The 25,864-nt window shown below is 65.8% G+C and carries 23 protein-coding genes and 1 riboswitch; of the genes, 13 read left to right on the top strand and 10 right to left on the bottom strand.

The features are described 5' to 3' along the window. Positions 1-60 precede the first annotated feature (60 nt). Both AC5P8J_RS14040 and ettA read right to left on the bottom strand, forming a co-directional pair. Complete coding sequence (locus AC5P8J_RS14040; RefSeq protein ID WP_019661030.1) at positions 61-1,377, bottom strand: NCS2 family permease; 1,317 nt, start codon at positions 1,375-1,377, stop codon at positions 61-63. Between the two features lie 124 nt (positions 1,378-1,501). Next, entirely contained in the window at positions 1,502-3,166 is a 1,665-nt protein-coding gene (gene ettA, locus AC5P8J_RS14035) for an energy-dependent translational throttle protein EttA (protein WP_005415249.1), read from the bottom strand. A gap of 252 nt (positions 3,167-3,418) precedes the next feature. On the opposite strand from ettA, the gene AC5P8J_RS14030 reads away from it, so the two are divergent. The 6 genes from AC5P8J_RS14030 (at position 3,419) to ribD (ending at position 8,142) form a co-directional block, all read left to right on the top strand. Then, positions 3,419-3,895: an RcnB family protein gene (locus tag AC5P8J_RS14030; RefSeq protein WP_019661032.1), complete on the top strand. Its 477-nt coding sequence runs from the start codon at positions 3,419-3,421 to the stop codon at positions 3,893-3,895. Positions 3,896-4,054: 159 nt separating this feature from the next. Further along, complete coding sequence (gene glyA / locus AC5P8J_RS14025) at positions 4,055-5,308, top strand: serine hydroxymethyltransferase (protein WP_019661033.1); 1,254 nt, start codon at positions 4,055-4,057, stop codon at positions 5,306-5,308. 65 nt (positions 5,309-5,373) lie between these two features. Further along, entirely contained in the window at positions 5,374-5,793 is a 420-nt protein-coding gene (locus tag AC5P8J_RS14020; protein ID WP_111098850.1) for a hypothetical protein, read from the top strand. 27 nt (positions 5,794-5,820) lie between these two features. Continuing rightward, entirely contained in the window at positions 5,821-6,270 is a 450-nt protein-coding gene (locus tag AC5P8J_RS14015) for a hypothetical protein (RefSeq protein WP_021204335.1), read from the top strand. Between the two features lie 144 nt (positions 6,271-6,414). Then, the gene (nrdR, locus tag AC5P8J_RS14010) at positions 6,415-6,936 is read left to right on the top strand and encodes a transcriptional regulator NrdR (RefSeq protein ID WP_019661036.1); all 522 of its coding nucleotides are present in this window, start codon (positions 6,415-6,417) and stop codon (positions 6,934-6,936) included. Between the two features lie 120 nt (positions 6,937-7,056). Next, a complete protein-coding gene (gene ribD / locus AC5P8J_RS14005) occupies positions 7,057-8,142 on the top strand; it encodes a bifunctional diaminohydroxyphosphoribosylaminopyrimidine deaminase/5-amino-6-(5-phosphoribosylamino)uracil reductase RibD (protein WP_495216878.1) in 1,086 nt (361 codons plus the stop codon). 25 nt (positions 8,143-8,167) lie between these two features. On the opposite strand, the gene AC5P8J_RS14000 is transcribed toward ribD, so the two are convergent. The 3 genes from AC5P8J_RS14000 to AC5P8J_RS13990 all read right to left on the bottom strand — a co-directional run bounded on the left by AC5P8J_RS14000 (position 8,168) and on the right by AC5P8J_RS13990 (position 10,345). Then, positions 8,168-8,554 (bottom strand): hypothetical protein, encoded by a 387-nt coding sequence (locus AC5P8J_RS14000; RefSeq protein WP_171953417.1) that lies wholly within the window; start codon positions 8,552-8,554, stop codon positions 8,168-8,170. Positions 8,555-8,688: 134 nt separating this feature from the next. Continuing rightward, positions 8,689-9,573 carry a hypothetical protein gene (locus AC5P8J_RS13995; RefSeq protein ID WP_134731596.1) on the bottom strand — a complete coding sequence of 295 codons (885 nt, stop codon included), beginning with the start codon at positions 9,571-9,573 and terminating at the stop codon, positions 8,689-8,691. Between the two features lie 151 nt (positions 9,574-9,724). After that, complete coding sequence (locus tag AC5P8J_RS13990) at positions 9,725-10,345, bottom strand: outer membrane beta-barrel protein (RefSeq protein WP_021204340.1); 621 nt, start codon at positions 10,343-10,345, stop codon at positions 9,725-9,727. 187 nt (positions 10,346-10,532) lie between these two features. Beyond that, positions 10,533-10,678, top strand: a riboswitch (FMN riboswitch). A gap of 77 nt (positions 10,679-10,755) precedes the next feature. On the opposite strand from AC5P8J_RS13990, the gene AC5P8J_RS13985 reads away from it, so the two are divergent. From AC5P8J_RS13985 to thiL, 5 genes are all read left to right on the top strand, one after another. Continuing rightward, a complete protein-coding gene (locus tag AC5P8J_RS13985) occupies positions 10,756-11,382 on the top strand; it encodes a riboflavin synthase (RefSeq protein ID WP_021204341.1) in 627 nt (208 codons plus the stop codon). Next, positions 11,379-12,479 carry a 3,4-dihydroxy-2-butanone-4-phosphate synthase gene (ribB, locus tag AC5P8J_RS13980; protein WP_021204342.1) on the top strand — a complete coding sequence of 367 codons (1,101 nt, stop codon included), beginning with the start codon at positions 11,379-11,381 and terminating at the stop codon, positions 12,477-12,479. Before AC5P8J_RS13985 ends, ribB begins: the two co-directional genes overlap by 4 nt. A gap of 197 nt (positions 12,480-12,676) precedes the next feature. After that, positions 12,677-13,144, top strand: coding sequence for a 6,7-dimethyl-8-ribityllumazine synthase (gene ribH, locus AC5P8J_RS13975; protein WP_005408061.1), 468 nt, complete (start codon positions 12,677-12,679; stop codon positions 13,142-13,144). After that, entirely contained in the window at positions 13,141-13,620 is a 480-nt protein-coding gene (gene nusB / locus AC5P8J_RS13970) for a transcription antitermination factor NusB (protein WP_005408062.1), read from the top strand. The genes ribH and nusB overlap by 4 nt, the downstream gene beginning before the upstream one ends. A gap of 125 nt (positions 13,621-13,745) precedes the next feature. Then, positions 13,746-14,708, top strand: coding sequence for a thiamine-phosphate kinase (thiL, locus tag AC5P8J_RS13965; RefSeq protein WP_483017122.1), 963 nt, complete (start codon positions 13,746-13,748; stop codon positions 14,706-14,708). 147 nt (positions 14,709-14,855) lie between these two features. Here the strand turns inward: thiL and AC5P8J_RS13960 are convergent, their stop codons facing one another. From AC5P8J_RS13960 to AC5P8J_RS13940, 5 genes are all read right to left on the bottom strand, one after another. Further along, on the bottom strand, positions 14,856-15,227 hold the full coding sequence (locus AC5P8J_RS13960; RefSeq protein ID WP_021204583.1) for a DUF805 domain-containing protein: 372 nt from the start codon (positions 15,225-15,227) through the stop codon (positions 14,856-14,858). A gap of 129 nt (positions 15,228-15,356) precedes the next feature. Next, positions 15,357-15,767, bottom strand: a complete 411-nt coding sequence (locus AC5P8J_RS13955) for a hypothetical protein (protein ID WP_346473710.1) — start codon at positions 15,765-15,767, stop codon at positions 15,357-15,359. 452 nt (positions 15,768-16,219) lie between these two features. Beyond that, a complete protein-coding gene (locus tag AC5P8J_RS13950; protein WP_483017127.1) occupies positions 16,220-16,612 on the bottom strand; it encodes a DUF805 domain-containing protein in 393 nt (130 codons plus the stop codon). A 117-nt stretch (positions 16,613-16,729) separates the two neighbouring features. After that, positions 16,730-17,278 (bottom strand): hypothetical protein, encoded by a 549-nt coding sequence (locus AC5P8J_RS13945; protein ID WP_155028946.1) that lies wholly within the window; start codon positions 17,276-17,278, stop codon positions 16,730-16,732. A gap of 378 nt (positions 17,279-17,656) precedes the next feature. Then, positions 17,657-20,056 carry an autotransporter family protein gene (locus AC5P8J_RS13940; protein ID WP_483017121.1) on the bottom strand — a complete coding sequence of 800 codons (2,400 nt, stop codon included), beginning with the start codon at positions 20,054-20,056 and terminating at the stop codon, positions 17,657-17,659. A 335-nt stretch (positions 20,057-20,391) separates the two neighbouring features. Between AC5P8J_RS13940 and AC5P8J_RS13935 the strand changes: the two genes are divergently transcribed. Both AC5P8J_RS13935 and AC5P8J_RS13930 read left to right on the top strand, forming a co-directional pair. Next, positions 20,392-23,613 carry an autotransporter family protein gene (locus AC5P8J_RS13935; RefSeq protein ID WP_495216876.1) on the top strand — a complete coding sequence of 1,074 codons (3,222 nt, stop codon included), beginning with the start codon at positions 20,392-20,394 and terminating at the stop codon, positions 23,611-23,613. 192 nt (positions 23,614-23,805) lie between these two features. Continuing rightward, the gene (locus AC5P8J_RS13930; protein WP_495216875.1) at positions 23,806-25,827 is read left to right on the top strand and encodes an acyltransferase family protein; all 2,022 of its coding nucleotides are present in this window, start codon (positions 23,806-23,808) and stop codon (positions 25,825-25,827) included. Positions 25,828-25,864: the final 37 nt, after the last annotated feature.

Below are 25,864 nucleotides of genomic sequence, written 5' to 3'. Positions count from 1 at the left end.
GCGCTGCGGGGTCAGGTACCTACGCAGCGCAGTGGGCTCCGACCGACCCTCAGCCAGGCATCATTCCAGCGCGTAGCGCAGGGTGAACAGCACCGCCACCAGCCACACCGCCGGATGCACTTCGCGCCAGCGGCCGGTGCCCGCCTTCAGCGCGGCATAGGCGATGAAGCCGAAGGCCAGGCCGTTGGCAATGGAGTAGGTGAACGGCATTGCCAGCGCACACAGCGCGGCCGGCACCGATTCGGTCAGGTCGCTCCAGTCCACCTCCACCAGTTCGCGCAGCATCAGGCCGGCCACGAACAGCAGCGCCGGTGCGGTGGCATAGCTGGGCACCATCGACGCCAGCGGCGAGAACAGCAGCGCGGCCAGGAACAGTGCCGACACAACCAATGCGGTCAGGCCGGTGCGGCCGCCCACCTGCACGCCCGAGGCGCTTTCGGCAAAGGCCGTGGTGCTGCTGGTGCCGAGCACCGAACCGGCCACGATGGCGGTGCTGTCGGCCAGCAGCGCGCGGCCGAAACGCTTCTGCGCGCCGGGCAGCTTCAGCAGGCCGGCGCGACCGACCACGCCGTACAACGTGCCGGTGGCATCGAACACTTCCACCAGCACGAACACCAGCACCACCTGCAGCAATACGGCGATCGGCGCACCACCGTCATGGTGCAGCAGGCCCGGCAGGTCCAGCTGCAGGAAGGTCGGCGCCAGGCTCGGCGGCAGCGAAACCAGGCCCTGGTACTGCACATCGCCCAATGCCCAGCCGGCGCCGGTCACCGCCAGGATGCCGATCAGGATCGCACCACGCACGCGGCGCGCTTCCAGCACCGCGATCAGCAGGAAGCCGGCCAGTGCCAGCAGCGGCGGCGCCGTGTTCAACGGTCCCAGTGCCACCAGCGTATCTTCATTGCCGACAATCACGCCGGATTTCTGCAGCGCGATGATCGCCAGGAACAGGCCGATGCCGGCCACGATGGCCGAGCGCAGCGACGAAGGAATGCCCGATACCAGCCATGCCCGAACGCCGGTCAGTGACAGCACCAGGAACACCAGGCCGGAGATGAACACCGCCGCCAGCGCCTGCTGCCACGGCAGGCCGGCAGCACCAACCACGGTGAAGGCGAAGAACGCGTTCAGGCCCATGCCCGGTGCCATGCCGACCGGGAAGTTGGCGGCCAGCGCCATCACCGCCGAACCCAGTGCAGCAGCCAGGCAGGTGGCCACGAACACCGCGCCGGCGTCCATGCCGGTGGTGCCGAGGATCTCGGGGTTCACGAAGACGATGTAGGACATCGTCAGGAAGGTGGTGACACCGGCCAGCAGCTCGGTGCGCACGGTGGTGCCGTGCTGCTGCAGCTGGAACAGGCGCTCGAACAGGGACATGGGGAATCTCGACCCGTTGGTGGTGGGTACCGACCGTTGGTCGGTACGCCTTGAAGCGTCACCACCAACGGTGGTGACCTACCGAAAGGAGAAAGGCCGCGCGAGCGCGGCCTTTCCGGTTGCCTTACTTCAGCGCCTTGAAGCGCAGGCGCTTCGGCGCAGCGTCGTCGCCCATGCGGCGCTTCTTGTCTTCCTCGTACTCGCGGTAGTTGCCCTGGAAGAACTCCACGTGCGAGTCGCCTTCGAAAGCGATGATGTGCGTGGCGATGCGGTCCAGGAACCAGCGATCGTGCGAAATCACGAAGGTGTTGCCCGGGAACTCCAGCAGCGCATCTTCCAGCGCACGCAGCGTTTCGATGTCCAGGTCGTTGGACGGTTCGTCCAGCAGCAGCACATTGCCACCCTGCAGCAGGGTCTTGGCCATGTGCAGGCGGCCACGCTCACCACCGGACAGCGAACCGACCATCTTCTGCTGGTCCTGGCCCTTGAAGTTGAAGCGGCCGATGTAGGCGCGCGACTGGATCTCGATGCCGTTGATGTTGAGGATGTCCAGGCCGCCGGCGATTTCCTGGAAGACGTTGTGGTTGCCTTCCAGCTTGTCGCGGCTCTGGTCCACGTAGGACAGCTGCACGGTCGGGCCGATCACGATCTCGCCCGAATCCGGCTTTTCCTGGCCGGTGATCATCTTGAACAGGGTCGACTTGCCGGCGCCGTTCGGGCCGATGATGCCGACGATCGCGCCCGGCGGAATCAGCATCGAGAGGTTGTCGATCAGCAGGCGGTCGCCGAACTTCTTGGAGACGTTCTTGAACTCCATCACCATGTTGCCCAGGCGCTCGCCCGGCGGAATGAAGATTTCGTTGGTCTCGTTGCGCTTCTGGTAATCCTGCGACTGCAGCTCTTCCAGGCGGGCCAGACGGGCCTTGCCCTTGGAGCGGCCGCCCTTGGCGTTCTGGCGCGACCACTCCAGTTCCTTCTGGATCGCCTTCTGGCGGGCCTTTTCCTGGTTTTCTTCCTGCTTCAGGCGCTCATCCTTCTGCACCAGCCATTCGGTGTAGTTGCCCTTCCACGGAATGCCGCGGCCGCGGTCCAGTTCCAGGATCCACTCGGCGGCGTTGTCCAGGAAGTAGCGATCGTGGGTAACGGCCACCACGGTGCCGGTGTAGCGCGCCAGGAACTGTTCCAGCCATTCCACCGACTCGGCGTCGAGGTGGTTGGTCGGTTCGTCCAGCAGCAGCATGTCCGGCTTCTGCAGCAGCAGGCGGCACAGCGCCACGCGGCGCTTTTCACCACCGGACAGGTTGGCGATCTTGGCATCCCACGGCGGCAGGCGGAGCGCATCGGCGGCCACGTCCAGCTGGTTTTCCAGGGTATGCGCATCACCGGCGGCCAGGATCGCCTCCAGGCGCTCCTGCTCCTTGGCCAGCGCGTCGAAGTCGGCACCTTCCTCGGCGTAGGCGGCATACACCGCTTCCAGCGCAGCCTGCGCCTGCAGCACTTCGCCCACGCCTTCCTCGACCGACTCGCGCACGGTCTTGTTCGGGTCCAGTTCCGGTTCCTGCGCCAGGTAGCCGACCTTGATGCCCGGCTGCGGGCGGGCCTCGCCCTCGAAATCGGTGTCCACGCCGGCCATGATCTTCAGCACGGTGGACTTGCCGGCGCCGTTCAGGCCCAGCAGGCCGATCTTGGCACCCGGGAAGAAGGACAGCGAGATGTCCTTGATGATCTGCCGCTTGGGCGGGACCACCTTGGACACGCGGTTCATGGTGTAGATGTATTGCGACGACATGAGGTCTCCGTAGGCGCGGCCCTGCACCCGACCCGTCACGGGAACATCCCGTTGCGGCAGCGGGCACAGACTGGAATGGAATACCGCCAATTATAGCCGGAACCGGTTCCGGGCCGCGCCCGGCGCAGGGGCGCCGGCTGGCCGTGGCCTGAATACTCCGTCACAGTCCTGCAGCGGGAAGCGTTTCCAGCCGGAAACGGTTCAGATCGGTTGCGCAATATGGGCTCACCACCACCCAAACAGAGGTCTGACATGCGCATCAATCGAGTAATGGCCAGCGCCGTGGCCTCTGTGCTGGCGCTCGGTGCCGTGGCTCCCGCCTTCGCCGACAACGACCACCGCCGCGGCCACGACCGCCGCGAGTGGCGCGAGGACCGCCGCGAGTGGCGACAGGACCGCCGTGACTGGGAACGCGACCGCCGCGAGGCCCGGCGCGACTGGGAACGCGACCGCCGCGACTGGCACCGCGACCATGACCGCTACTACCGCCCGGCACCGCCGCCGCGCGTGGTCTATCGACCGGCCTATGGCCCGGGCTACGGCTGGAAGGTCGGCCACCGCTACCGCGACTACTACCGTGGCCCGATCTACGTGGTGAACGACTACCCGCGCTACCACCTGCGCCGCCCGCCGCATGGGCACCACTGGATCCGCGATGACCGCGGCAACATGCTGCTGGTGGCGGTGGCAACCGGCATCATCGCCGACTACATCATCAACAGCCGCTGAGCCGGCGGCCACGTCCACGCATGGCGTGGATCCACTGGCATGCACGGGGCCGGATTCCTTCGGAAGTGCCGGCCCCGTCCTTTTCGGCCCCGGCGGGCCGGTGCGGGGCTACAATCAGGGGCTGAGCCGTACCCCTTTCCCTGCCTGCTGGAGTACCCGATGTTCCCGCGTGACGTCCGCATCGAATCCTACGATCCCGAACTGGCCAAGGCCATTGCCGCTGAAACCCAGCGCCAGGAAGACCACGTCGAGCTGATCGCCAGCGAGAACTACACCAGCCCGGCGGTGATGGAAGCCCAGGGCAGCCAGCTGACCAACAAGTACGCCGAAGGCTACCCGGGCAAGCGCTACTACGGCGGCTGCGAATACGTGGACATTGCCGAGCAGCTGGCGATCGACCGCCTCAAGCAGCTGTTTGGTGCCGACTACGCCAACGTGCAGCCGCACAGCGGCTCGCAGGCCAACCAGGCCGTGTACTTCGCCCTGCTGCAGCCGGGTGACACCATCCTCGGCATGAGCCTGGCCCACGGCGGCCACCTCACCCACGGTGCCAAGGTGAATGCCTCGGGCAAGCTGTTCAACGCCGTGCAGTACGGTGTGAACGACCAGGGCCTGATCGATTACGACGAAGTCGAGCGCCTGGCCCTGGAGCACAAGCCGAAGATGGTCGTTGCCGGCTTCTCGGCCTATTCGCAGGTGATCGACTGGGCGCGCTTCCGCGCCATCGCCGACAAGGTCGGTGCCTACCTGTTCGTCGACATGGCCCACGTGGCCGGCCTGGTCGCCGCTGGCGTCTACCCGAGCCCGCTGGAACACGCCCACGTGGTGACCTCCACCACCCACAAGACCCTGCGCGGCCCGCGTGGCGGCATCATCATCGCCAAGGGCGCCGACGAAGACCTGGTGAAGAAGCTGCAGTCGATCGTGTTCCCGGGCATCCAGGGCGGTCCGCTCATGCACGTCATCGCCGGCAAGGCCGTGGCCTTCAAGGAAGCGCTGGAACCGGCCTTCAGGACCTACCAGCAGCAGGTGGTGAAGAACGCCCAGGCGATGGCCAACACGCTCATCGCGCGCGGCTACAAGATCGTCTCCGGCGGCACCCAGAACCACCTCATGCTGGTGGACATGATCGGCAAGGACGTGTCCGGCAAGGACGCGGAAGCCGCGCTGGGCAAGGCCCACATCACCGTCAACAAGAACTCGGTGCCGAACGACCCGCGTTCGCCGTTCGTGACCTCGGGCCTGCGCCTGGGTACCCCGGCGGTGACCACCCGTGGCTACGTCGAGCAGGACTGCGTGGACCTGGCCAACTGGATTGCCGACGTGCTCGATGCACCGAACGATGACGCTGTCATTGCCCGCGTGCGCGACGCCGTCAGCGCGCAGTGCCGCAAGTACCCGGTCTACGGCTGATCGGGTTGGGGTCGGACCTCTTCCCGCAGGGAAGGGCTCTGACCCCGGCATTGCAGCGATCGCGCATGGATGAGCGCCGCCTCAAATACCTGTACGCCACCCTGGCCGTGCTGTTCGGCCTGCCCAGCCTGGTGGCCGGCGGCGTTGCGGCACTGATGCTGCTGCTGACGGGGCTGGGCCAGTTCGGCCATGGCACGCTGGCTGCGGTGACCGTGATGCCGCTGTGGGGCCTGGCCGGCATTGCCGGCTGCCTGGCCTGGTTGTGGCTCAGCGCCGGGTATCTGCTGCAGGGGCGTGCCGGGCTGCAGGTGCATCGCCTCTGGTGGTGGATGCTGCTGGCCGGCGGTCTTGCCGCCGTGCCCCCGCTGGGGCTGGCGCTGTGGTGGAGCAGCACCGTCCACGCCGAAGGCATCGCCCTGCTGCTGTTGGGCCCGTCGATGCTGGTGCCGGCTGCGATGCTGGTGTGGATCAAGCGCCGGGCATGACGTGGCCCATGGAAGGACATCGAACGCATGGATGAGCGCCTGCACAAGCGCTGGATGGCGATCGCCGGCCTGCTGGTGGGCCTGCCCACCGTGGCGGCAGGCGGCACGGGTGCCGTGCTGGGGCTGATGGCCGTATGGGACGGCAAGTACCTGACGGGCGACGAGTACACGCTGTTGCTGCTGTGGTCGTCGGCCGGCATCATCGGCCTGCTGTCGTGGCTGTGGCTGAGCGGGCTGTTCCTGTGGCGCGGTGTTGCCGGCCTTCGCCAATCACCGGTCATGGCCTGGGTCGGCCTGGCGTTGGGTGGCTTGGCCGCATCGGGCGTGGTCGTCGCCACGCTGTACTCCACGATCAGCAATGGCGAGATCTCAACATTGGGCTTCCTCGGGTTTGGCCCGCCGCTACTGGTGATGTCCGGGCACTTGGCGTGGCTGCGCTGGGCACGCATGGCATCGCCGCCACCCGCACCCGGTTGAGCCGGGCATCCGACCTCGCCGGACACGCTGGGTAGCCAGAATGCAGGCGCTTCCGCGCAGGCAGCATTTGCTGCGGCGCCCTTTCTCAGGTACCTTTGCGACGCTGCCATGACCATGGCAATTGCTCCCTGAGCCAGGCGTTCCATGCATTGCCCCTTCTGCCAACATGCCGATACCCGGGTCATCGACTCGCGCGTCTCTGAAGACGGCGCGACGATTCGCCGTCGGCGGGAATGCGAAGCCTGCGGCGAGCGCTTCAGCACCCTGGAAACGGTCGAGCTGAAGCTGCCGGCCATCGTCAAGAGCGATGGCACCCGCGAAGCGTTCGACCAGCGCAAGGTCCGCGCGGGGTTCGATCGCGCGCTGCAGAAGCGCGCGGTGCCCGAAGAAAAGATCGAAGCAGCGGTACGTGCGGTGGTGCACCAGCTGCGTATCAGCGGCGAGCGCGAAGTGCCCTCGATCAAGGTTGGCGAGTTCGTCATGAACGAACTGCGCAAGCTCGACCACGTGGGCTACGTGCGCTTCGCTTCGGTGTACCGCAGCTTCGAGGACGTGGCCGATTTCCGCGAGGAGATCGAGAAGCTCGAGCGCGAGCTGCCGGCCAGTACCGAACAGCTGCAGCTGCTGGGCGATGTGATTGCCCTGACCAAGAAAAAGAAAGGCTGACTGCCTCTGCCTTGGGGGTGCCAACCTTGGGGGGCACCGGTGGCCGCATTCACTGGTGGGTGCCAACCGTTGGTTGGCACTGACGGCATGGATCCACACCGGCGGCGTTACCATGGCCGCATGACCACCCCGTTCTCCGCCCTCGACCACCTGCACATGGCCAACGCGCTGCGCCTGGCCGTGCGCGCTGCCTACACCACCCGTCCCAACCCGATGGTCGGCTGCGTCATCGCCCATGGCGAACGCGTGGTCGGGCAGGGCTGGCACCAGCGCGCCGGTGGCCCGCATGCTGAAGTGTTCGCGCTGCGCGAGGCCGGCAGCGACGCCCGTGGCGCCACCGCCTACGTCACCCTGGAACCCTGCGCGCACTACGGGCGCACGCCACCGTGTGCGCTGGCACTGATCGAAGCGAGCGTGTCGCGTGTGGTCGCGGCGATGCGCGATCCGTTCCCCAAGGTCGATGGCGGTGGCTTCGATCTGCTGCGCAATGCCGGCATCGACGTCGCCGAAGGGCTGATGGCGGCACAGGCGCGCGAGCTCAACAAGGGTTACCTGTCGCGCGTGGAGCGCAACCGCCCGTGGCTGCGGGTGAAGCTGGCCGCCAGCCTCGATGGCCGCACCGCGATGGCCGATGGCAGCTCCAAGTGGATTACCGGGCCGGCCGCGCGCGAAGACGTGCAGCACTGGCGCGCACGTGCGGGTGCAATCCTGACCGGCGCCGACACCGTGATTGCCGACGACCCGATGCTGACCGTGCGCCTGGCCGATACCGAGGTGATGCCACCGCTGCGCGTGGTGCTCGATTCGCGCCTGCGTTCGCTCGAATGCAGCCGCGTGCGCGAAGGCGGGGCCCCGACGCTGTACCTGCACGATGCGGCGGTGAGCGCGCCGGATGCGGCCGACGCCGAATTCGCCAGCGTGCCCAGCGCAGAGGGACGGTTGGATCTGGGCGCGGTGCTGGCCCTGCTGGCCGAACGCGGTATCAACGAAGTGCATACCGAAGCCGGCGCGACGCTGGCCGGTGCCTTGCTGCGCGGCGGCTGGGTGGACGAGCTGCTGCTGTACCAGGCCCCCACACTGCTGGGCGACGGCGGACGCCCGTTGCTGACCGGCCTCGGCATCGATGCCATGGACCAGCAGCGCCGCCTGCGGGTGGTTGACCAGCGCCAGGTCGGCGAGGACATCAGGCTGCTGCTGCGGCCGTGAGGGAATGGCGGTATCTCCGGCGTCGTCAGGTGCCCTTGTCCTCGTCCTCGTCTTCGTAGGCGGGGCACTGTTCTTTCCACTGCTGCTTCCACAGCACGTGCAGGTCGCGGCAGTAGGCACTGAGCGCTTCCCCCGCCAGCTCTGTCGACTTCGACCGTAGTCTGCGGCGGCTGATGCCGTCGTCGTACTCGTCCGGCAGGACCGTCGGTGCACATCGATCGTGGTACTGCAGGAAGGCGCGGCAGTCGTCGTTCTCGCTCAGCTGTGCATCGATGTCCCTGTCACGTAGCTGGTTCGACTCGAAGGCAACCGATGGACGGACGATGAAGGTCTTGGGTCTGTACGCTTCGGCCTGCCCACTCACCATCAGCGCCAGCAGCATGACGGTAGTCGACGTCGTACGATGTTTCATGCGGTTGCCCCGGTGGAAGAGGGCAACAGCATTGACCATGCGGGCCGCGCAAGGCCATGCAACGGTTCTGAAAGTGCGCTCGCCGTTGCCGCAGGTAACGATGAGCCGAGCGTGGACCCGGCTCTAGCTCGCGCTTACGCGCATTCGTCGGTCCACATCATTTCGGCGATCGGGCGCAGCGCCTTGCACTCCTGCGTCATCTCATCGGCTGACTTCACCTGCGCCTTGGCCTTCAGTTCCTCGGCCATCGCATCCACGCCGCTGATCTGGTCCGGCGCGATCTTCGCCACGCAGGCGCGGTGCTGCTGCAGCAACAGGTCGCAATCCGGAACGCCGGTCACCTTCGGCGCGTTGGCCGCCTGCGCGTCCTGCATCCAGTCCTCGAACGGCGCCAGCGCACCGGCTACGGTGCCCACCAGATCGTCAAAATTACCGCTGTACCAGTAGCCGTTGTCCTTGGCCGGGTACAGGGTGAAGGTGCCGTTGACCGGCACGCGCATGCCACTCAGCAGTGCCTGGGTATAGGCATCGGTGAACTGCTTGCGCGCGGCCGGGCTGGCGTCAGACGCGAGGCTGGCGGCAAACAGCGGGCGGACCTTGCCCAGGTCGGGCAGCTGGCAGTTGTAGGTGATCCGCGCCAGTTTCTGGTCTTCAACGTACTCGTTGTCTTCGATCACGCTCTTGGTCGCGCGGCACTTCGAATCACGCAGCGCCTTGGCATACAGCGCTTCGGTGGCCGCAGCGTCGACCTTGGCGCCGGTGCTGGCCAGTACCGTCTGCCAGGGTTCGGCCAAGGCCTTGGCCAGCGCACCCGGGTTGGGGGTCACGGCGTCCTGGCCTTCGAACGCCGGCTTCAGTGCGTCGTTGAGCGTGCGCGTGGCGGTGGCATCGTCCTCCAGCAGCACGCGCGCATACAGGTCGAAGGCCTGCTCGGGTGACAGTTGGGCCGGTGCAGCGCTGGCAATCAGCGGGGCGCACAGCAGCACGCTGGCCAGAAGGGTACGGGTGGGGGTCTTCATGACGGTGTTTTACTGTTCCAGAGGCGCGCAAGCCTAGCGCATCTACCCACACTTTCGATGGCGCGATGCAGCCAGGTGACGGTGTGCAGCGGACAAAAAACAGGCCCCTTGCGGGGCCCGTTCGATCGCACGACGAGGAGCGATCGTTGGATCAGAAGCTGGCGCGGACGCCGGCCGAGTACTGGGTGACGTCGCGGTAGCCGGAGATCTCGCCCACCAGACCCCAGGTCCTGGTGAAGTTGATCTGGCCGCCGACGGTGCCGACCCAGGTGCCCTTGAAGTTGTTGCCGCCGTCCATGTAACCGGCCTTGACCCAACCTTCGGTCATGCGCGACGGCTTGCCACGGATACCCAGGGTGACGCGGCCCAGGTTGGTGTGGTCCTTCTGGCTGAAACGCAGGCCGTCGTAGCGGACGGTGGCTTCGGCGTTCTGGCGCACCCATGCGGCATCGGCGGTGAAGTCCAGGCGGTCGGTCCACGGCATGTGGTAGCCGATGCCGAGCTCCGGCTGGTTCAGTTCCAGCTTCAGCGAATCATTGCCGTAGTGATTGGTCTTGCTGGTGCGCGACCAGCCACCGAACACGTAGACCTGTTCGGCGATCGCCACGGAACCACGCAGGTAGCCGCCGTCGACCTTGGGGTCGTCCAGTGCGTTGTCGTCAACCTTGACCTGCGTCCAACCGCCTTCGACGTAGGTGTAGCTCAGGGCGTCGGCCGAGGCCGAGAGCGGGGCGGCGGCCAGCAGGGCGGCCACGATCAGCATCTTGCGCATGGGAATTCCTGTGAATTTCAGTCCATTGGCGGGCCAGCCCTCTCGGCTACCCGTGGGCGACCTCATGTCGTCCGCTGCGAATTTTAATGAAAGTTTTACAAATTGCGAGCGACGGCCGTCACAGCTGTGGCATCCAGCCCCGTTCAGCCCGGGCTGGTACACTGGCCACGCCGGTTCGCCGGTACACAAACGTCTTCAGGGCGGGGTGCAACTCCCCACCGGCGGTAGGTGCGCAAGCACGAGCCCGCGAGCGCTCCGGCCCACGGTCGGGGGTCAGCAGATCCGGTCCAATGCCGGAGCCGACGGTCATAGTCCGGATGAAAGAAGACGGTGCCACAGGGCCTTCGCGGCCCTGCGCCCGCCTGTTTGCCTTGCGGCGTTTTTCGCTCACTTTTCGCGGAGAACGTTACTTGTTTACTGGAATCATCGAAGGCGTCGGCCGTCTGGCCGCACGCGAATCCATCGGCGGCGATGTCCGCTTCACCTTCAATGTCGGAAACCTGCCGTTCGACAACGTGCAGATGGGCGAGAGCATTGCCATCAACGGCGTCTGCCTCACCGTCATCGCATTCGACGCCAGCAGCTTCCAAGCCGATGCCTCCACCGAAACCCTGGGCCTGACCACGCTGGGCCAGCTGGGCGAAGGGGCGGTCATCAACCTGGAGCGCGCCATGCGGCCGACCGACCGCCTCGGCGGCCATCTGGTCAGCGGCCACGTCGACGGCCTTGGCCAGGTCCTGTCCATCCACGAAGACGCGCGTGCCCAGCGTTGGCGTTTCGCCGCGCCGGCCTCGCTGCGCCGCTACATCGCCAGGAAGGGCTCGATCTGCGTGGACGGCGTCAGCCTCACCGTCAACGAAGTGGACGATGAGGGTTTTGAAGTCGCCCTGATCCCCCACACGGTAGCCAACACCGCCTTCTCCGCCACCGGCGTGGGCAACGCGGTCAATCTGGAAATCGATCTGGTCGCCCGTTACGTGGAGCGGCTGATCAGCGTGCCGACCAACGGTCAGCACCCCCAGGGAGACGTCGCATGAATTTCGCCCCGATCCCGGAAATCCTGGAAGACATCCGCCAGGGCCGCATGGTGGTCATCGTCGATGACGAAGACCGCGAGAACGAAGGCGACCTGATCATGGCCGCCGAGCTGGTCAAGGCAAGTGACATCAACTTCATGGTCACCCACGGCCGCGGCCTGGTGTGCCTGCCGCTGACCCGCACCCGCGCCGCCGACCTCGGCCTGGCGCCGATGGTGCAGGCCAATACCGCGCAGTTCCAGACCAACTTCACGGTCAGTATCGAGGCCGCCGAGGGCGTCACCACCGGCATTTCGGCACATGACCGCGCGCACACCATCCGCACCGCGGTGAAGCCCAACGCCAAGCCGTCGGACCTGCACCAGCCGGGCCACATCTTCCCGCTGATCGCCCAGCCGGGCGGCGTGCTGACCCGCGCCGGCCACACCGAAGCCGGCGTTGACCTGGCCATGCTGGCCGGGCTGGAGCCGGCTGGCGTGCTGGTGGAGATCCTGAACCCGGATGGCAGCATGGCGCGCCGCCCGGAGCTGGAAGTGTTCGCCCGCGAGCACGGCCTGAAGATGGGCTCCATCGCCGACCTGATCGCCTACCGCCTGGCTACCGAAAAGACCGTTGAACGTGTCGACGAGCGCGAGATCGACACCGAATTCGGCCCGTTCAAGCTGGTGACCTACCGCGACCGCATCGCCCACGACCTGCATTTCGCTCTGGTCCGCGGCACCCCGGACGCGGACACCCCGACCCTGGTACGTGTGCAGGTGGAAAACCCGCTGGCCGACCTGCTGCACTGGCGCCGTGACGACTTCGGCGTGGCGGCCACCGATGCCCTGCGTGCGATCGATGCCGAAGGCGCGGGCGTGATGGTGGTGCTGTCGGCCCCACGCGACGGCGAAGCCCTGCTGGCCCGCCTGCGCCAGCAGCCGGCACCGGTGGTGCCGGGCAAGGACAAGGATGTGGGCCAGTGGCGCCGCAACGGTGCCGGCGCACAGATCCTGTCCGACCTGGGCCTGGGCAAGCTGCGCGTGCTGGGCACCCCGCGCCGCCAGATCGGCCTGGCCGGGTACGGCCTGGAAGTGGTGGAGACGGTCACTCTGTAATGGGTAGTGCCGGCCGCTGGCCGGCAACCGCATTCCCTGGGATTGCCGGCCAGCGGCCGGCACTACCGGTAGGTGCCGACCATGCCCTACCTCGGGTGGGTGCCGACCGTTGGTCGGCACAGCCCTGGGCCTCCGCCAGCCACGGCCGGGGCCCATCCACGCTAGAATTACCCCCTTATCGAGTCCCCAAGCCGCATATGAGCCACTTCGAAGGCGATCTTCGCACTCCCGAATCGGCGCGCTTCGCCATCCTGGCCAGCCGCTGGAATGCCCGCATCACCGACACGCTGGTCGCTGGCGCCCGTCAGAGCCTGGCCGGCAACGGCATCACCGAAGCCAACATCGACGTGATCCGCGTGCCGGGTGCCTGGGAGCTGCCGCTGGTGGCCGCGCGCCTGGCCGCCGCCCACGAACACGCCGCCATCCTCACCCTGGGTTGCGTGATCCGTGGCGATACCCGTCATTACGAACACGTGGCCGACCGCTGCGCCGAAGGCCTGATGCGCGTGCAGCTGGATTTCGGCGTGCCGGTGCTGAACGGCGTGCTGGCGGTGGAACGCGTTGAAGACGCCGAGGCCCGCGCAGGCGGCAGCCACGGCAACAAGGGCGAGGAAGTCGCACTCGCCGCATTGGAAATGGTCAATCTTCTGGAGCAGCTGCCATGAACAAGAACACCCAGGGCAAGCCCTCCGGTAAACCCGTCCGTCGCGATGGCGTCGATCCGGTGCTGCGCTCGCGCGCCCGCCGTCGTGCCGTGCAGGCCATCTACGCCTGGCAGATCTCCGGCGGCAACGCACAGTCGCTGATCGCCCAGTTCGCCCACGAGCAGGCCCGCGAAATTGCCGACCTGGCCTACTTCGAGGCGCTGCTGCATGGGGTGCTCGACAACCGTCGCGACATCGACGAAGCGCTCGGCCCGTACCTGGACCGTGGCATCGAAGAAGTGGACGCGATCGAACGCGCCGTGCTGCGCCTGGCCGCCTACGAGCTGCGCTACCGCCTGGACGTGCCGTACCGCGTGGTGATCAACGAAGCCATCGAATCGGCCAAGCGTTTCGGTTCCGAACATGGCCACACCTACGTCAACGGCGTGCTGGATCGTGCCGCCGTGGAATGGCGCAAGGTCGAATCGGGTCACTGACCCGATTCCTGTAGAGCCGAGCCATGCTCGGCTCACCGTGCAGCGCACGGTTGCGTCCGGCAGTGCGGCGCGTGATCGAACTGCAGCCGAGCATGGCTCGGCTCTACATGAAAGTAGAACGCCCCATGTCCCTGGCCGAATTCGCCCTCATCGAACGCATCCGCGCCCGTACCCTCGAGCGCGACGACATCCTGCTCGGCATCGGTGACGACGCCGCGCTGCTGCAGCCGCGCGCCAACGAGCAACTGGTGGTCACCGCCGACACGCTCAACAGCGGCGTGCACTTCCCGGTGGAAACCCCGGCCTTCGACATCGGCTGGAAGACCCTGGCGGTCAACCTGTCGGACCTGGCCGCGATGGGCGCGCGCCCGGCGTGGTGCACGCTGGCACTGTCACTGCCGGAAGCGTCTGAAGACTGGATCGAGGCCTTCGCCGATGGCTTCTTCGCCCTGGCCGACCAGCACGACATCGCGCTGATCGGTGGCGACACCACGCGCGGTCCGCTGTCGCTGTCGGTGACCGCGATGGGCCAGGTCGGGCGTGGCCAGGCCCTGCGGCGCGACCGCGCACAGGCAGGCGATGACATCTGGGTGAGTGGCACGCTGGGCGATGCCGCCGGCGCGCTGCGCCTGTGGCAGCAGGGTGCGCTGAACGTGGCCACCGCGACCCTGCTGGCCGACTACGAAAGCCTGCGCCTGCGCCTGCTGCGGCCGACGCCGCGCGTCACCCTCGGCCTGCGCCTGCGGGCCTTCGCGCACGCGGCGGTGGATGTGTCCGACGGCCTGCTGGCCGACCTCGGTCATATCGCCACGCGCAGCAACGTGGCCGCACACGTCGATGCCGATTCGCTGCCGATCTCGCACGCGCTGCGCGATCTGCTCGGCCGCGACGGTGCGCGTGACTGCGCATTGCGCGGTGGCGATGACTACGAGCTGTGTTTCACCGCCGCCGCCGATCAGCGCGACGCGCTGCACTACCTGGCCGAATCGCTGGACGTGCCGCTCACCCGCATCGGCCGCATCGCCGAGGGGCAGGGCGTGCACGTGGACGGCGAAGCCGCCGACGGCGGCTACCAGCACTTCGCCTGAGCGAAGACGCCGGGCATGGCCCGGCGCTACCGCGCTGCTGTGGTAGATGCCAACCTTGGTTGGCGTTACTCCGTATCGACCAAGGTCGACACCTAACAAGGCGGGGCCGTGGCAAACGGGAACGCAGGGCATTGCCCGGCGCCCCCCTTAAACGTGCGGAACGGGCTTGCCAAACCGGTTATCACCCGGCGTGCTGGGCAGCAGCATGAACACCAGCACGGCCAGGCCGGCAATCGGCACGAGCCCAAGCAACAACCACCAGCCCGAACGATCGGTATCGTGCAGCCGGCGAATGGTCACCGCGATCAGTGGCAGCGCCAGCGCCAGCCAAACCACCAACATCAGCCCGGACGAAACCAGCGCCAGCGATGTGGAGTTGGTGTACCCGGCGATGAAGCCCAGCACGTTCAACGGAATGGTGAACATCATCATGAACAACTGGAACCACCAGTACTCGCTGCGGCTGGCGCGTCCACTGAACTGCGTATAGCGCTTCAGCGGAACCATCATCTTGTGCATCGGTACACTCCCTGAGAAGAAGTGCGAACTATCCGCGCCAGCGCGATAGGTCGGCCATCAGATTTGTTGTAATCGCGAACCGTGCAATACGGAACTGAGCGCTCTTCCGCAGTTCAGAACGCGAGTTGCTCAATTCGCGTGCAACTGCACATCCACATACTCGGCCAGCCCACGGCAGGCCAGCAGCAGTCCTTCGCGCACGTCGTCACCCACTTGCTGATCATCATCGCCATCCACGCGCACGCGTTCGGTGGCATGCAGCAGTTCCAGTAGCAACGTCAGGCCGGCATTGGCGCGGTTGGCGCGGGCCATGGCCATGCGCTGTCCGGATGTGCGGCCCTTCTCTGGCCAGGGCTGGCCGTCGGCGGCATCCACTTGGCGGATGCGCTGCAGGCACGCCAATAACGAGGTGCTGGCCGGCACAGTGTTGCCGTGCGTGGCGCTCAGCGTGGTCTCCAATGCGCGCGCGACGGCTTCGGGCAGCACGTTGGCGGCCTCGCCGAGGGTGGCGAACAGGAACGGGTAGTGTGTGGCAGTCATGGCGGCTTCCTTGTGCATGTGACGAAGGAGCCACCCAGCTTAACAGCGAGGGTGGCGGACGGTGCATGGTTCCAATGCCGGAGGTCGATGTAGAAGCGCCGGCGGGCACGAGGCCCCCACGCACCGCCCGCCATGTAAGCGCGGACAGAATGCCTGCCGACGCCACCCAACAAGGAAAGAGCGACGCCGGCAGGCAAGCGTAACCAACACATCAACCTAACGGGATTGGAAGCCCGTGCCACCCGTTGTCGGTGGCGGTCCATCATTTGCACGCAGCGCCAATGCTGCCAATGAGAAAAGTTGGAAAGTAGAAAAAATACGAATGTTTGCGGCGACGCGGCGAAAGCCGTCAATGCGTGCAGACCGCGACATCACCTGTAGAACCGAGCCTATGCTCGGCTTGTCACGTGCAGCCGAGCGTGTACCCGGCTCTACAAAATACGAAAACGGATCTAGCGTGGTGCTGGTCCATAAAGGTTATCGCCCTCCTGACCAGGGCGAAGCATTTGAAGCAGTACAAAGGCGAGTCCGACGGCAGGGATCATCAATGTAAGGCACATCCACCCAGATTGTCCGAGATCCCGAAATCTGCGCGCGACAAGCGCGTAGAACGGGACGAGGCTGAACACGATGTAGCCAAACCAAACGTATGCAAGCAGATCGTTCAATCGCATGCCTTCTCCCAGGGCGCCAGGCGGAAATCGGCGGGAGCTGTATGCGGCGATACCGATGATCGACAGGCTAACCATGACCTGAAGAAGAAAGAAGAACCAGAACTCGCGTCGTGATGATCGCCCTTTGAAACAGGCGAAAAGACGAAAGGGGCGTAGTGCAAGACTGATCATATTGAAGATGGATGATGGGCCGGTCGCCGAGCGTATCGACCCTGTCTTGAGCATGCGATGCAACAAGTTGCATATTGACCCGTCTTCAACGCCGTCGGGCCGATTGGTGAATCGGTCCTAGCGACGGGTGGGATCGCTTGTCGTGAGCTGGATCTTCTCTGACTTGGCAAAGGCGTCCTGGGCGTCACTCAGCTTCTGAAGGTTTGTATCCATGCGCTCGATGGCGGGTTCCAAGCGAGCCAGAATCGATGTGGATTGCTCGGTGGTGTAGCCTTCTGGCAGCTCTGCCATGGTCACCATGATCGAGAACATGTCTTCGACACTCTGCAGTGATGTGAGTAGATGCTGGTGCAGATCCGCTGCCTCGGAGCGATGTGTCATGCGTTCTGCAGCGGTTCGCCTCTCAATGGCGTCCTTGTGTGCATTCTGAAGTCGAAAGCGAAACTTGGAGAGATCATCCCCGTTATCGATTGCTTCATAGAACTCTTCCGCCCATGGGCCGTCGTTCCACGTGTTCACCGTGCCGACCGTGCTGTTCCACTTCGCTACGTTTTCCTCCAGATAGCGGTCATTTGGATAAACGTAGCCGCGCGTATGCGGGCGGGCATCGCATGCCGTAAGAAGGCCAATAGATAGAAGCAGGAAGAGGCTGGTCGCGCATTTCATGTGAGGTACCAGTGGCTAGGGAAGATGGCTGAAGCCTGGCGTGGATAGATGGGCCAAGAAGTGCTGCGATGCACGACTCCGCACTCGGGGATCCAGTGGGACGCGAGTCTATGAGCGGAGACGTGCGGCGCTCAAGGTCAGAAGCGACAGTGGGTTGTTGTCGCGGTTGAATCGTGGGCATCCCCAGAGGCGGGCTATGAGTCATGGCCTCGCTCACGCGTAGGGGGGCGCTTCAGGCGAAACGTTGACGTCATGTGATCACTGAGGAAAGTGTGGCTCCCCGTCGGCAGGAGATGGCCTGAGGGCCTTTCAATCCAAGTCCGGTGCCGAAATACAAGAACGGCGCCGGAATCATCCGGCGCCGTGCATGTTTCTACATTACCAGCGGTACGACATGCTCAGATTGGCCGTGGCTTCGCGATACCCATGGTCACCGCGCATCACGCCGAAGCCACCCCACGCACTCAGCCCGGAACGGAAGTCCACGCGCGCGCCGGCATTCAACTCGTAGCGGTTGCGCGGCACGCTGGCCTTCAGTGCTTCATCATCAAACGCCATGCCGTTGCTGGCGCCATCGCGGTACCAGTTGGCCACCACATACGGGCTGACCGAGGCACCCGCTGCCGAGCGGGATTCGCCCTGCAGACGCAGGCCCACGCGGCCGGACAGGCCGCTGTCGCCCAAGCTGCGCACCACCGTGCCGTTCGCTTCCTGGTGGCGATCGGTGTTGGCATCGGTATAGACCAGCTGCAGTTCCGGTTGCAGGCTCAGCGCGGTGCTGCCGATCTGGCCGATGCCGAATCGATAGCCCGCTTCCAGCGACGACTGCCAGATGTCCGAGTCGTAGCGTTCCTCGGCCAGGCCTTCGCCCTGCACGCGGTTACGGAACTGGCCGCGCTGCACGCTGGCATCCACATACAGTGCATCGTTGCTCCAGTTGCCGTATACGCCCAGCGCACCGCCGTTGACCTTGCCGCGTGCGCTGTAGCCGGTCAGCTGCGAACGCGAGGTGGCGTCGGACTTGGCCAGCGTGCCCATCAGGCCAACGCGGCCCTGGCCGTTGTCGAACACGCCAATGTCCGCACCCAGCTGCATGCGCGAGCGGTCCACGCGCAGGTCGAGCTGGTCTTCCACTGCCGACAGCTTGCTCTGGGTTGCATCCACACGCGCCCAGCCACGCACGCCATCAACGGCGGAGGTGGTGCCGCCCTGGCGGTCGCGCCAGCCGTGGCGCAGCAGCTGGTCCATCGCGAACTGGTTGGCCAGGTACGCGCCGGCTTCCGGGCGCAGCACTGGCGTGGGGTCGATCGGATCGACCGGGTCTACCGGATCGATTGGCTTGCATTCCGGCAACGTGGGATCCGCCACGCACGGGTCCGGCGCACCGGCCAGCTCCGAGCGCAGGTACCAGCCGCCGTTGGTCGCGTCCTTGAACAGGAAGTACTCGTACTGCCCGCCCACCGCGCGGCCCTGCAGGTCGAATTGTGCATTGGACGCACCGCCCACGCGGATCAGCTCGATGCCCTTGTCGGTCTTCGCACCGGCACCGCCAGCGTTAAGCACGCGCACGTTGGCCTGACCGTTCGAGTCGCCCTTGATGATAAGCTTGTCGGTGGCCGAGCTGTCGTCGTCCAGCTGGGTGTTGAACAGCAGGGTGCCGCCGGAACCGTCGAAGGTATCCACGTTGAGCGTGTTGAACGTGCTGCCATTGCCCAGCGCCACGGTGCCGGTGTTGCCCAGCGCCAAGTGGCCGACGTTGCTGTCGCCGGTCATCAGCCAGGTGCTGTCGCTGTCGATGCTGGCCGAGGTGACGTTGAGGAAGCGGCCGTCGATCTGCGCCTTGTTGCGCAGGAAGAGGTCGAGGGTGCCGTCGACAGTAGCTGCGTCGAAACTGACATTGCCTGCAAGCCGCGCATCATCCACGTTGAAAGTTACGTGGCTGGCACCTGGCGTAGGAGTGCCAGAGCGGGAGTCGACCTGCAGCAGGTTGCCGTTGCCGCCATGCAGCTGTGCGCCGTTACTGACGTTGATGACGAAGTCGGCAGGCTGGGCGGCAGCCACACGAATGGCGGCACTACGGCCAGACGCGATCGTTGAGCCATCCACAGCAAGCTGCAGCGTGTCCGGGGTGTAGAGCGTGCCATACATCAGCACGCCCACATTGTCTGCATCAATGCGTGACCCGTTGACGATGCTGACCTCGCCGTTCTCCATGCGCACACCCAGACCACTGGAGATGTCGTTAGCGGCGGCCGTGTCCTCCACCTGCATGTAGGTGGAATCGATGATGACCCATGCTCCGGGTTGAGCTGCCTCGTCAGGCGTGGTCCCCATCGAGAGACCGATGCTTAGAGTGGCGATAGGTGACAGGCCCTCGGCGCCGGTCACCAGGATGCGGTTGCCGATCAGGTGGGCGTTTGAACTGCCGCCCACATGAACACCGCCGCCACGCAACGTGCTGGTTCCGAGTTGCAGGGTTGAGTCTCCATTCAGCCTGATCGCATGCTGATGGTCTCCGGTGCGGTTGATGGTGGATGCAAACACCCCGAGATACGAGTTATCTGACTTGATCGCATTGGCTTCTGCACCCTGCAGGATAAGCAAGGCGTCGTTGCGAATCGTCCATTCTTCAATGGGCGCACCGGCTTCGATCGTGGCCTCTGTGCCGTCTAGAACCCCGGCAAAGGCAGTGGATGCCGGCAGCAGGGCCAGCGCTGCCAGCAGGCAACGCGCCAGCGGCTGCATCGGCGGGGGTCTCAGTCGGGAACGGTCTTGCATGATCATCTCCATAGGCCAGAAAACGTTCGGCTCGGCACTGACTGCAACCCGGGGCAGTGGCTATTCAGATAGGTGGCTTATAAGTCAATATCCCGTGAATGTGACGTCATTTCGGGGTATTGGCGTCAGTGCGTGCTGCGAGGGGCCCAGTTTCTCCGTGGCGCCGCGCTGCGACCATGCAACTAGTTGCAAAGGGCGCTTACCCGCTATCGCGCCCCAGATTGTGTTCAGCTACATGTGGTCGCCGGCTGCGGCCACCTGGAATTGCAAGAGATTCGATGTTGGTGGCTGCAGCAATCTTCAACCATGCCTCCCACTTTCCCCGGAGGCATGTCATGCACCTTCCCATTTCCCAGCCACACGTTCTGGCGCTGTCGTTGGCCACTGTACTGGCCACAACTGCACCCGCGCTGGCGCAGCAGATCATTGCCGACGGCGACGAGCAGACTCCGGCGGCGGGTGACTACGCCACCACAGAGCCCGTCGAGCCGGGCAACTCTGCGGGCTACGCGTTCCATGCCATCAATGGCGGCAGCATCGTTCCCTCCGGCGAGGTCAATCTTCGAACCGAAGGCATGCGAGCGGCCGCCGCGCGGGCCGATGGCAGCGGCAGCCGCATCGAACTGCAGCAGGGCAGTGTGCTGACCTCCGGCTACAACGCGGCAGGCCTGTCTGCGGTCAACGGCGGGCAGATTCATGCCGCGGGGACGCGCATACATACGCAGGGCACGGTATCAAATGGCGCTGAAGCCATTGATGGCAGCCTGTCCCTGGAACGGGTGCACATCACGACGGAGGCTGGCCTTTCCCACGGAGTCTTCGTTCGGGCGGGCACTGCACGGGTAATCGATAGCGTAATCGAGGTGAATGCCAGCCAGTCGAATGGTCTGGAGGTGCGCGGCGGTAGCCTGACCGCCGAACGGCTACGGATACAGGTGGGTGGGGGCAGCCATGGACTCTGGCTGCAGGACGGTGGCGATGCTGTCCTGCGGTCGGTGCAGATCAATGGCGTCGGTGCCGGCTCCAGCGGGGTGCTGGCCGGGTTGGGCAACGTGGTGCTGGAAGACGTGGACATCAATCTCACCCACGAGCGCTCCGGGGAAGGACTGTATGTCGGCGGCAATGTCCAGATGACGGGCGGCAGCATTCACGCGCGCGGCGACAACGCCAGCATCGTCAGCTTCGCGACCGATGGCGGCGGCAAGCTGCTCCTGGACGGCGTTGAGCTGTCGGGCCACCACGGCATCCACATGACTGCAGGTGCCGAGTTGACCCTGCGCAACAGCCGCCTGGAGAGCACTGCGGTGGGCATCAACATCAACCAGCGCGACGGCGTGGCCAGCGTGGCGGGCTCTTCCATCACCACGCGCAACGGCGTTGGCATTCTGATGGAGAGCAACGGCGAGCTGGATGTGGACGGCTCGGAGATCACCGCGGACGGCGCGTACCAGCAGGCCATCAGGGTCATGGATGGCACGGCGCGGGTCAGCTCAAGCCGATTGCGCACGCTTGGCCAGAACGGGCACGGCCTGTATGCCGAAGGTGCCGCTGGACGAAACCCGCAGGTCAGCGCCGGCACGACGGAGATCCTGACCGAAGGCCCCGGCGCCATTGGCGCGATCGCGCGCTTGGGCGGTACTGTGCACTTGACCGACAGTGTGGTGCGAACCACCGGCATCAACTCGCACGGTGTGTTGTCGGGTGGTACAGGCGAAATGACCCTGACCAATACCCATGTACGCACCGAAGGCGAGGGCGCATGGGCGGCAGTGATCAACGACAACGGTCGGATGCGCATCGACGGCGGCTCGCTGGTGAGTGCGCAGCACGGCGGCGTGTGGCTGCGCAGCAGCCGCGACCCGGGCCTGGCGTTGTCCAACGGTGCCTTGGTGTCGGGTGGCAACGGCATCGGGTTGGCGTTGGACGCCGCCGTCGCCGGGCGCCTCGATCTGGTGCTGGACGGTCGCTCGCAGCTGGTGGGTGACATCGTCATCACCCCTGAAGATGAAGATGCCGGGCTGGTGCCGCAATCCGAAGTGCACGTGCGCCTGGCCGACGGTTCGCTGTGGCAGGGTTCATCCGATCTGGTGCAGACGCTGGCGATCGAGAGCGGCAGCCAGTGGACGCTCACGGGCGATGCCACGGTTGGCGGACTGCAGGTGCTTGGCAGCGGGCTGGCGTTGTCTGATGGCACCGGTCGCTTCAACACGCTCACCGTGGACGGCGACCTGCACAGCGAGAACGCCATCTTCCTGTTCCAGGGCGCGCTGGCAGGCGATGACAGCGCGATCGACCGCCTGCATGTGCGCGGCGACAGCTCGGGCGATGCAAGCATCCTGGTGAAGAACATGGGCGGTGTGGGGGCGCCCACGGTGGATGGCATCCGGTTGATCGAGATCGACGGTGCGTCCCTGGCGAGCTACACGCTGGCCGGGCGTGCGGTCGGTGGGTCGTACGAGTACTTCCTGTTCAAGGGCGGTGTGACCGATCCTTCCGATGGCAACTGGTACCTGCGTTCGCAGTGGTTTGATGCCTGCAAGGACAATCCGGCTGCGCCGGGATGCGTGGTCGATCCGGGCCCGGATCCGATCGATCCGACCGACCCTGTGGATCCAGTCGATCCGATCCTGCCGCCGCCGGTACTGCGCCCGGAGGCCGGTGCCTACCTGGCCAACCAGTCTGCAGCGATCAACCTGTTTGCACACCGCATGCATGAGCGCAGCGGCACCCGTTCGTGGGGCACTGAGCGCCAGGCCTGGGCACGGGTGGGCCGGCAGCAGGCCGATTTCAGCGCGGTCGGCAGTCAGCTGTCGGTGGACGGCACCACCTCGGTGCTGCAGATCGGCAGCGATCTGCTGCAGCGGGGCAATGCCGCGTTCGGCGTCATGCTCGGCAGCGGCCGCGCCGACAATCGTGCCGTCTCGCGGCTGACCGGCTACAGCGCCACCGGCCGGGTGCGTGGCAACGCAGTGGGTGTGTACGGTACCTGGTTGCAGGCGGCTGACGGCACGCAGGGCGCGTACATGGATGCGAACCTGCAGTACGGCCGCTTCGATAACCGGGTGCAGGGCATCGGCCTGGCGCCGGAGCACTACGATTCGCGCATGGCCAGTGTGTCGCTGGAGACCGGCTACACCTTCAACGTGTGGCAGGGCAGCGCCAGCGCGCTGTACGTGCAGCCGCAACTGCAGCTGAGCCATGTCGATTTCCGCGCCGATCGCCACGTGGAGAGCAACGGCACGGTGATCGACCACGCCGATGCCGGTGGCCTGAGCGGGCGCCTGGGCGTGCGTGTGTTTGGCCATGGCACTGCAGCCGACAATGCCGTGCAGCCGTACCTGGGCGTGAACTGGCTGCGTGGCAGCGGCGCCAGCACGTTGCAGTTCAACGGTGACACGCTGGGCGCGGACGTGCCACGCAACCGTTACGAGGTGCAGGCCGGTGCCGAGCTGAAGCTGGGCCAGCGCTGGGGTGCGTGGGGTGGCCTGACCGTGCAGCGCGGCGACCACGGTTACCGCAACGTGGGCGGCCAGCTGGGCCTGCGCAAGGCCTGGTAAGCGGGCGTGCAGCGGGGTCGGATCCCATTGCCTGGGCAATGGGCTCTGACCCCGCTGCTGCTGTAGAGCCGAGCCCATGCTCGGCTCAACGCGATCTGGACGAAGGGCAGCCGAGCAGGGCTCGGCCCTGCAGTGGCCCACAGGCTGCATCGAACCTAAACACACACCCGCCCTGTCGCGATCGTCCATTGAATGACTGCGCAAACGGTGGCGATGCTGCCGGATCGCTCGCTGCCGGTCACCCGCATGTCCCCTCCCGAACGTTCCCACAATGCGGCCATTGACGGCCTGCGCGCATTGGCGGTGCTGGCCGTCATCCTGTTCCACACCAATGCGGCATGGTTGCCCGGTGGCTTCACCGGCGTGGACCTGTTCTTCGTGGTGTCCGGCTTCGTGATCAGTCAGTCGTTGGCCTCGCGCACCAACGCATCACTCGGCGCACTGCTGCTCGACTTCTACCGTCGACGCGTGCTGCGCCTGTTGCCGGCGCTGCTGGTAATGCTGATGGCCACCTTCGTGCTGTCGGCGCTGTTCATTCCCCGCGCGTGGCGCAACGAGCAGTTCGACCAGACCGGCTGGGCCGCGCTGGTCGGCTTCAGCAACATCGTGCTGGCTGGGCAGCAGGACGACTATTTCTCACCCGGCGCCGAACTCAACCCGTTCCTGCACACGTGGACGCTGGGTGTGGAGGAGCAGTTCTACCTGGTCTTCCCGCTGCTGTTCTTCGTCTGGCTGCGCGGGCGTGAGCGCTGGCCGTGGTCGCGTTGGCTGTTGCCGGTGCTCACCGCGTTGTCGCTGGCGTGGGCAGGTTGGCAGGTGCAATCGGCACCGGCGGCAGCGTTCTACCTGCTGCCGGCGCGGTTCTGGGAGCTGGCCGCAGGCGCGCTGCTGTACCAGTGGATGCGCACGCGCACGCCGGGCCAGAACGCTGACATGGTCGCAGCGGCCGGCCTGGCGCTGCTGGCCGCAGGTGCGCTGATCGCCCCGCAGCTGGCGATGCCGGTGCCGGGTGTGCTGGCGACCGTGGCCGGTACCCTGCTGCTGTTGGCGAGCGTGTCGACAGCGGGGTCATCGCGCATTGCCCGCGCGCTGGGCTGCGCACCGCTCGCCTACCTGGGGCGCTTGTCCTATTCGCTGTACCTGTGGCATTGGCCGTTGCTGGTGCTGCTGCGCTGGACCTACGGTCTGCAGGGAGCGGCACTGTGGCTGTACCCGGTGCTGCTGCTGGCGGTATCCGCTGCGTCCTACCACTTCATCGAACGTCCGCTGCGCCGTGCAGCGCCCCTGCTGCGGCTGGCACCGACCAAGGTGCTGGTGATGGCGTTGCCGGTGGTGGCGCTGTGTGGCGCGGGTGCCTGGGCCACCGTGGAGTACCACGAGCAGGTCTCGCTGAGCGTTACCCGTGACGGCTATGCATGGCAGGCGCGGCGCTACCCGGCATGGCGTCCGCTGGAGCCGGTGAGCGCGCCGGCGCTCGAAGGGCGGCGGCTGTTCGTGGTGGGGGATTCGCACGCGGCGGCGTATCGCACCATGACCAGCATGGTCGCGCGCCAGACCGGCATGGAGGTGCGCCAGCAGGATCGCGGCGGCTGCAGCTTCGTCAACCTGCTGCGGGCCAGCCCGTACGACTGCCAGGGCTTCATTGAGGACGCGTTGTCGACCATCGAGCGCGAGGCGCGCCCGGGTGACATCGTGGTGCTGGCGGCCTTGCGCATGCCGGAGCTGCGCGGATTCGACTGGCAGCGACAGGATGCACAGCAGATCTATCGTCAACTGCTTGCCGAGCGCACCCCGACCAATGCGCAGGCCGCGCGTGATGAGGCTGATCGTGTTCTTGGACGTCTGCAGAAGCTGGGCGTGCATGTGGTTTTGGATGCGCCGCTGCCGTTGTTCAAGGCCGGTGCGTACCGCTGTTCGGACTGGTTCAACCGCCGCAACCCGGCTTGTGCCGGGGGCCTGAGCATGCCGCGCGCTGATCTGGAGAGGCTGCGAGCGCCGCAGATGGCGTTGCTGTCCGAACTGGCAGCGCGCTATCCATCGCTGACGGTGTGGGATCCACTGCCGCTGCTGTGTGGGCCGCAGACCTGTTCGGCCGTGGAAGAGGGCGGACCGTTGTTCTTCGACAACGATCATCTGAGTGGGCACGGTAATCGCGTGCTGCTGCCCAGTTTCCGGCAGACCCTGATCGATATTGCGAACGACAAGCCTTTGTAGAGCCGAGCCCACGCTCGGCTGCTCTTCGTTCCGCAGG

It is taken from the genome of Stenotrophomonas sp. YJH_SMC_37, assembly GCF_059370035.1.
This window is presented reverse-complemented; position numbering and strand designations above follow the sequence as displayed.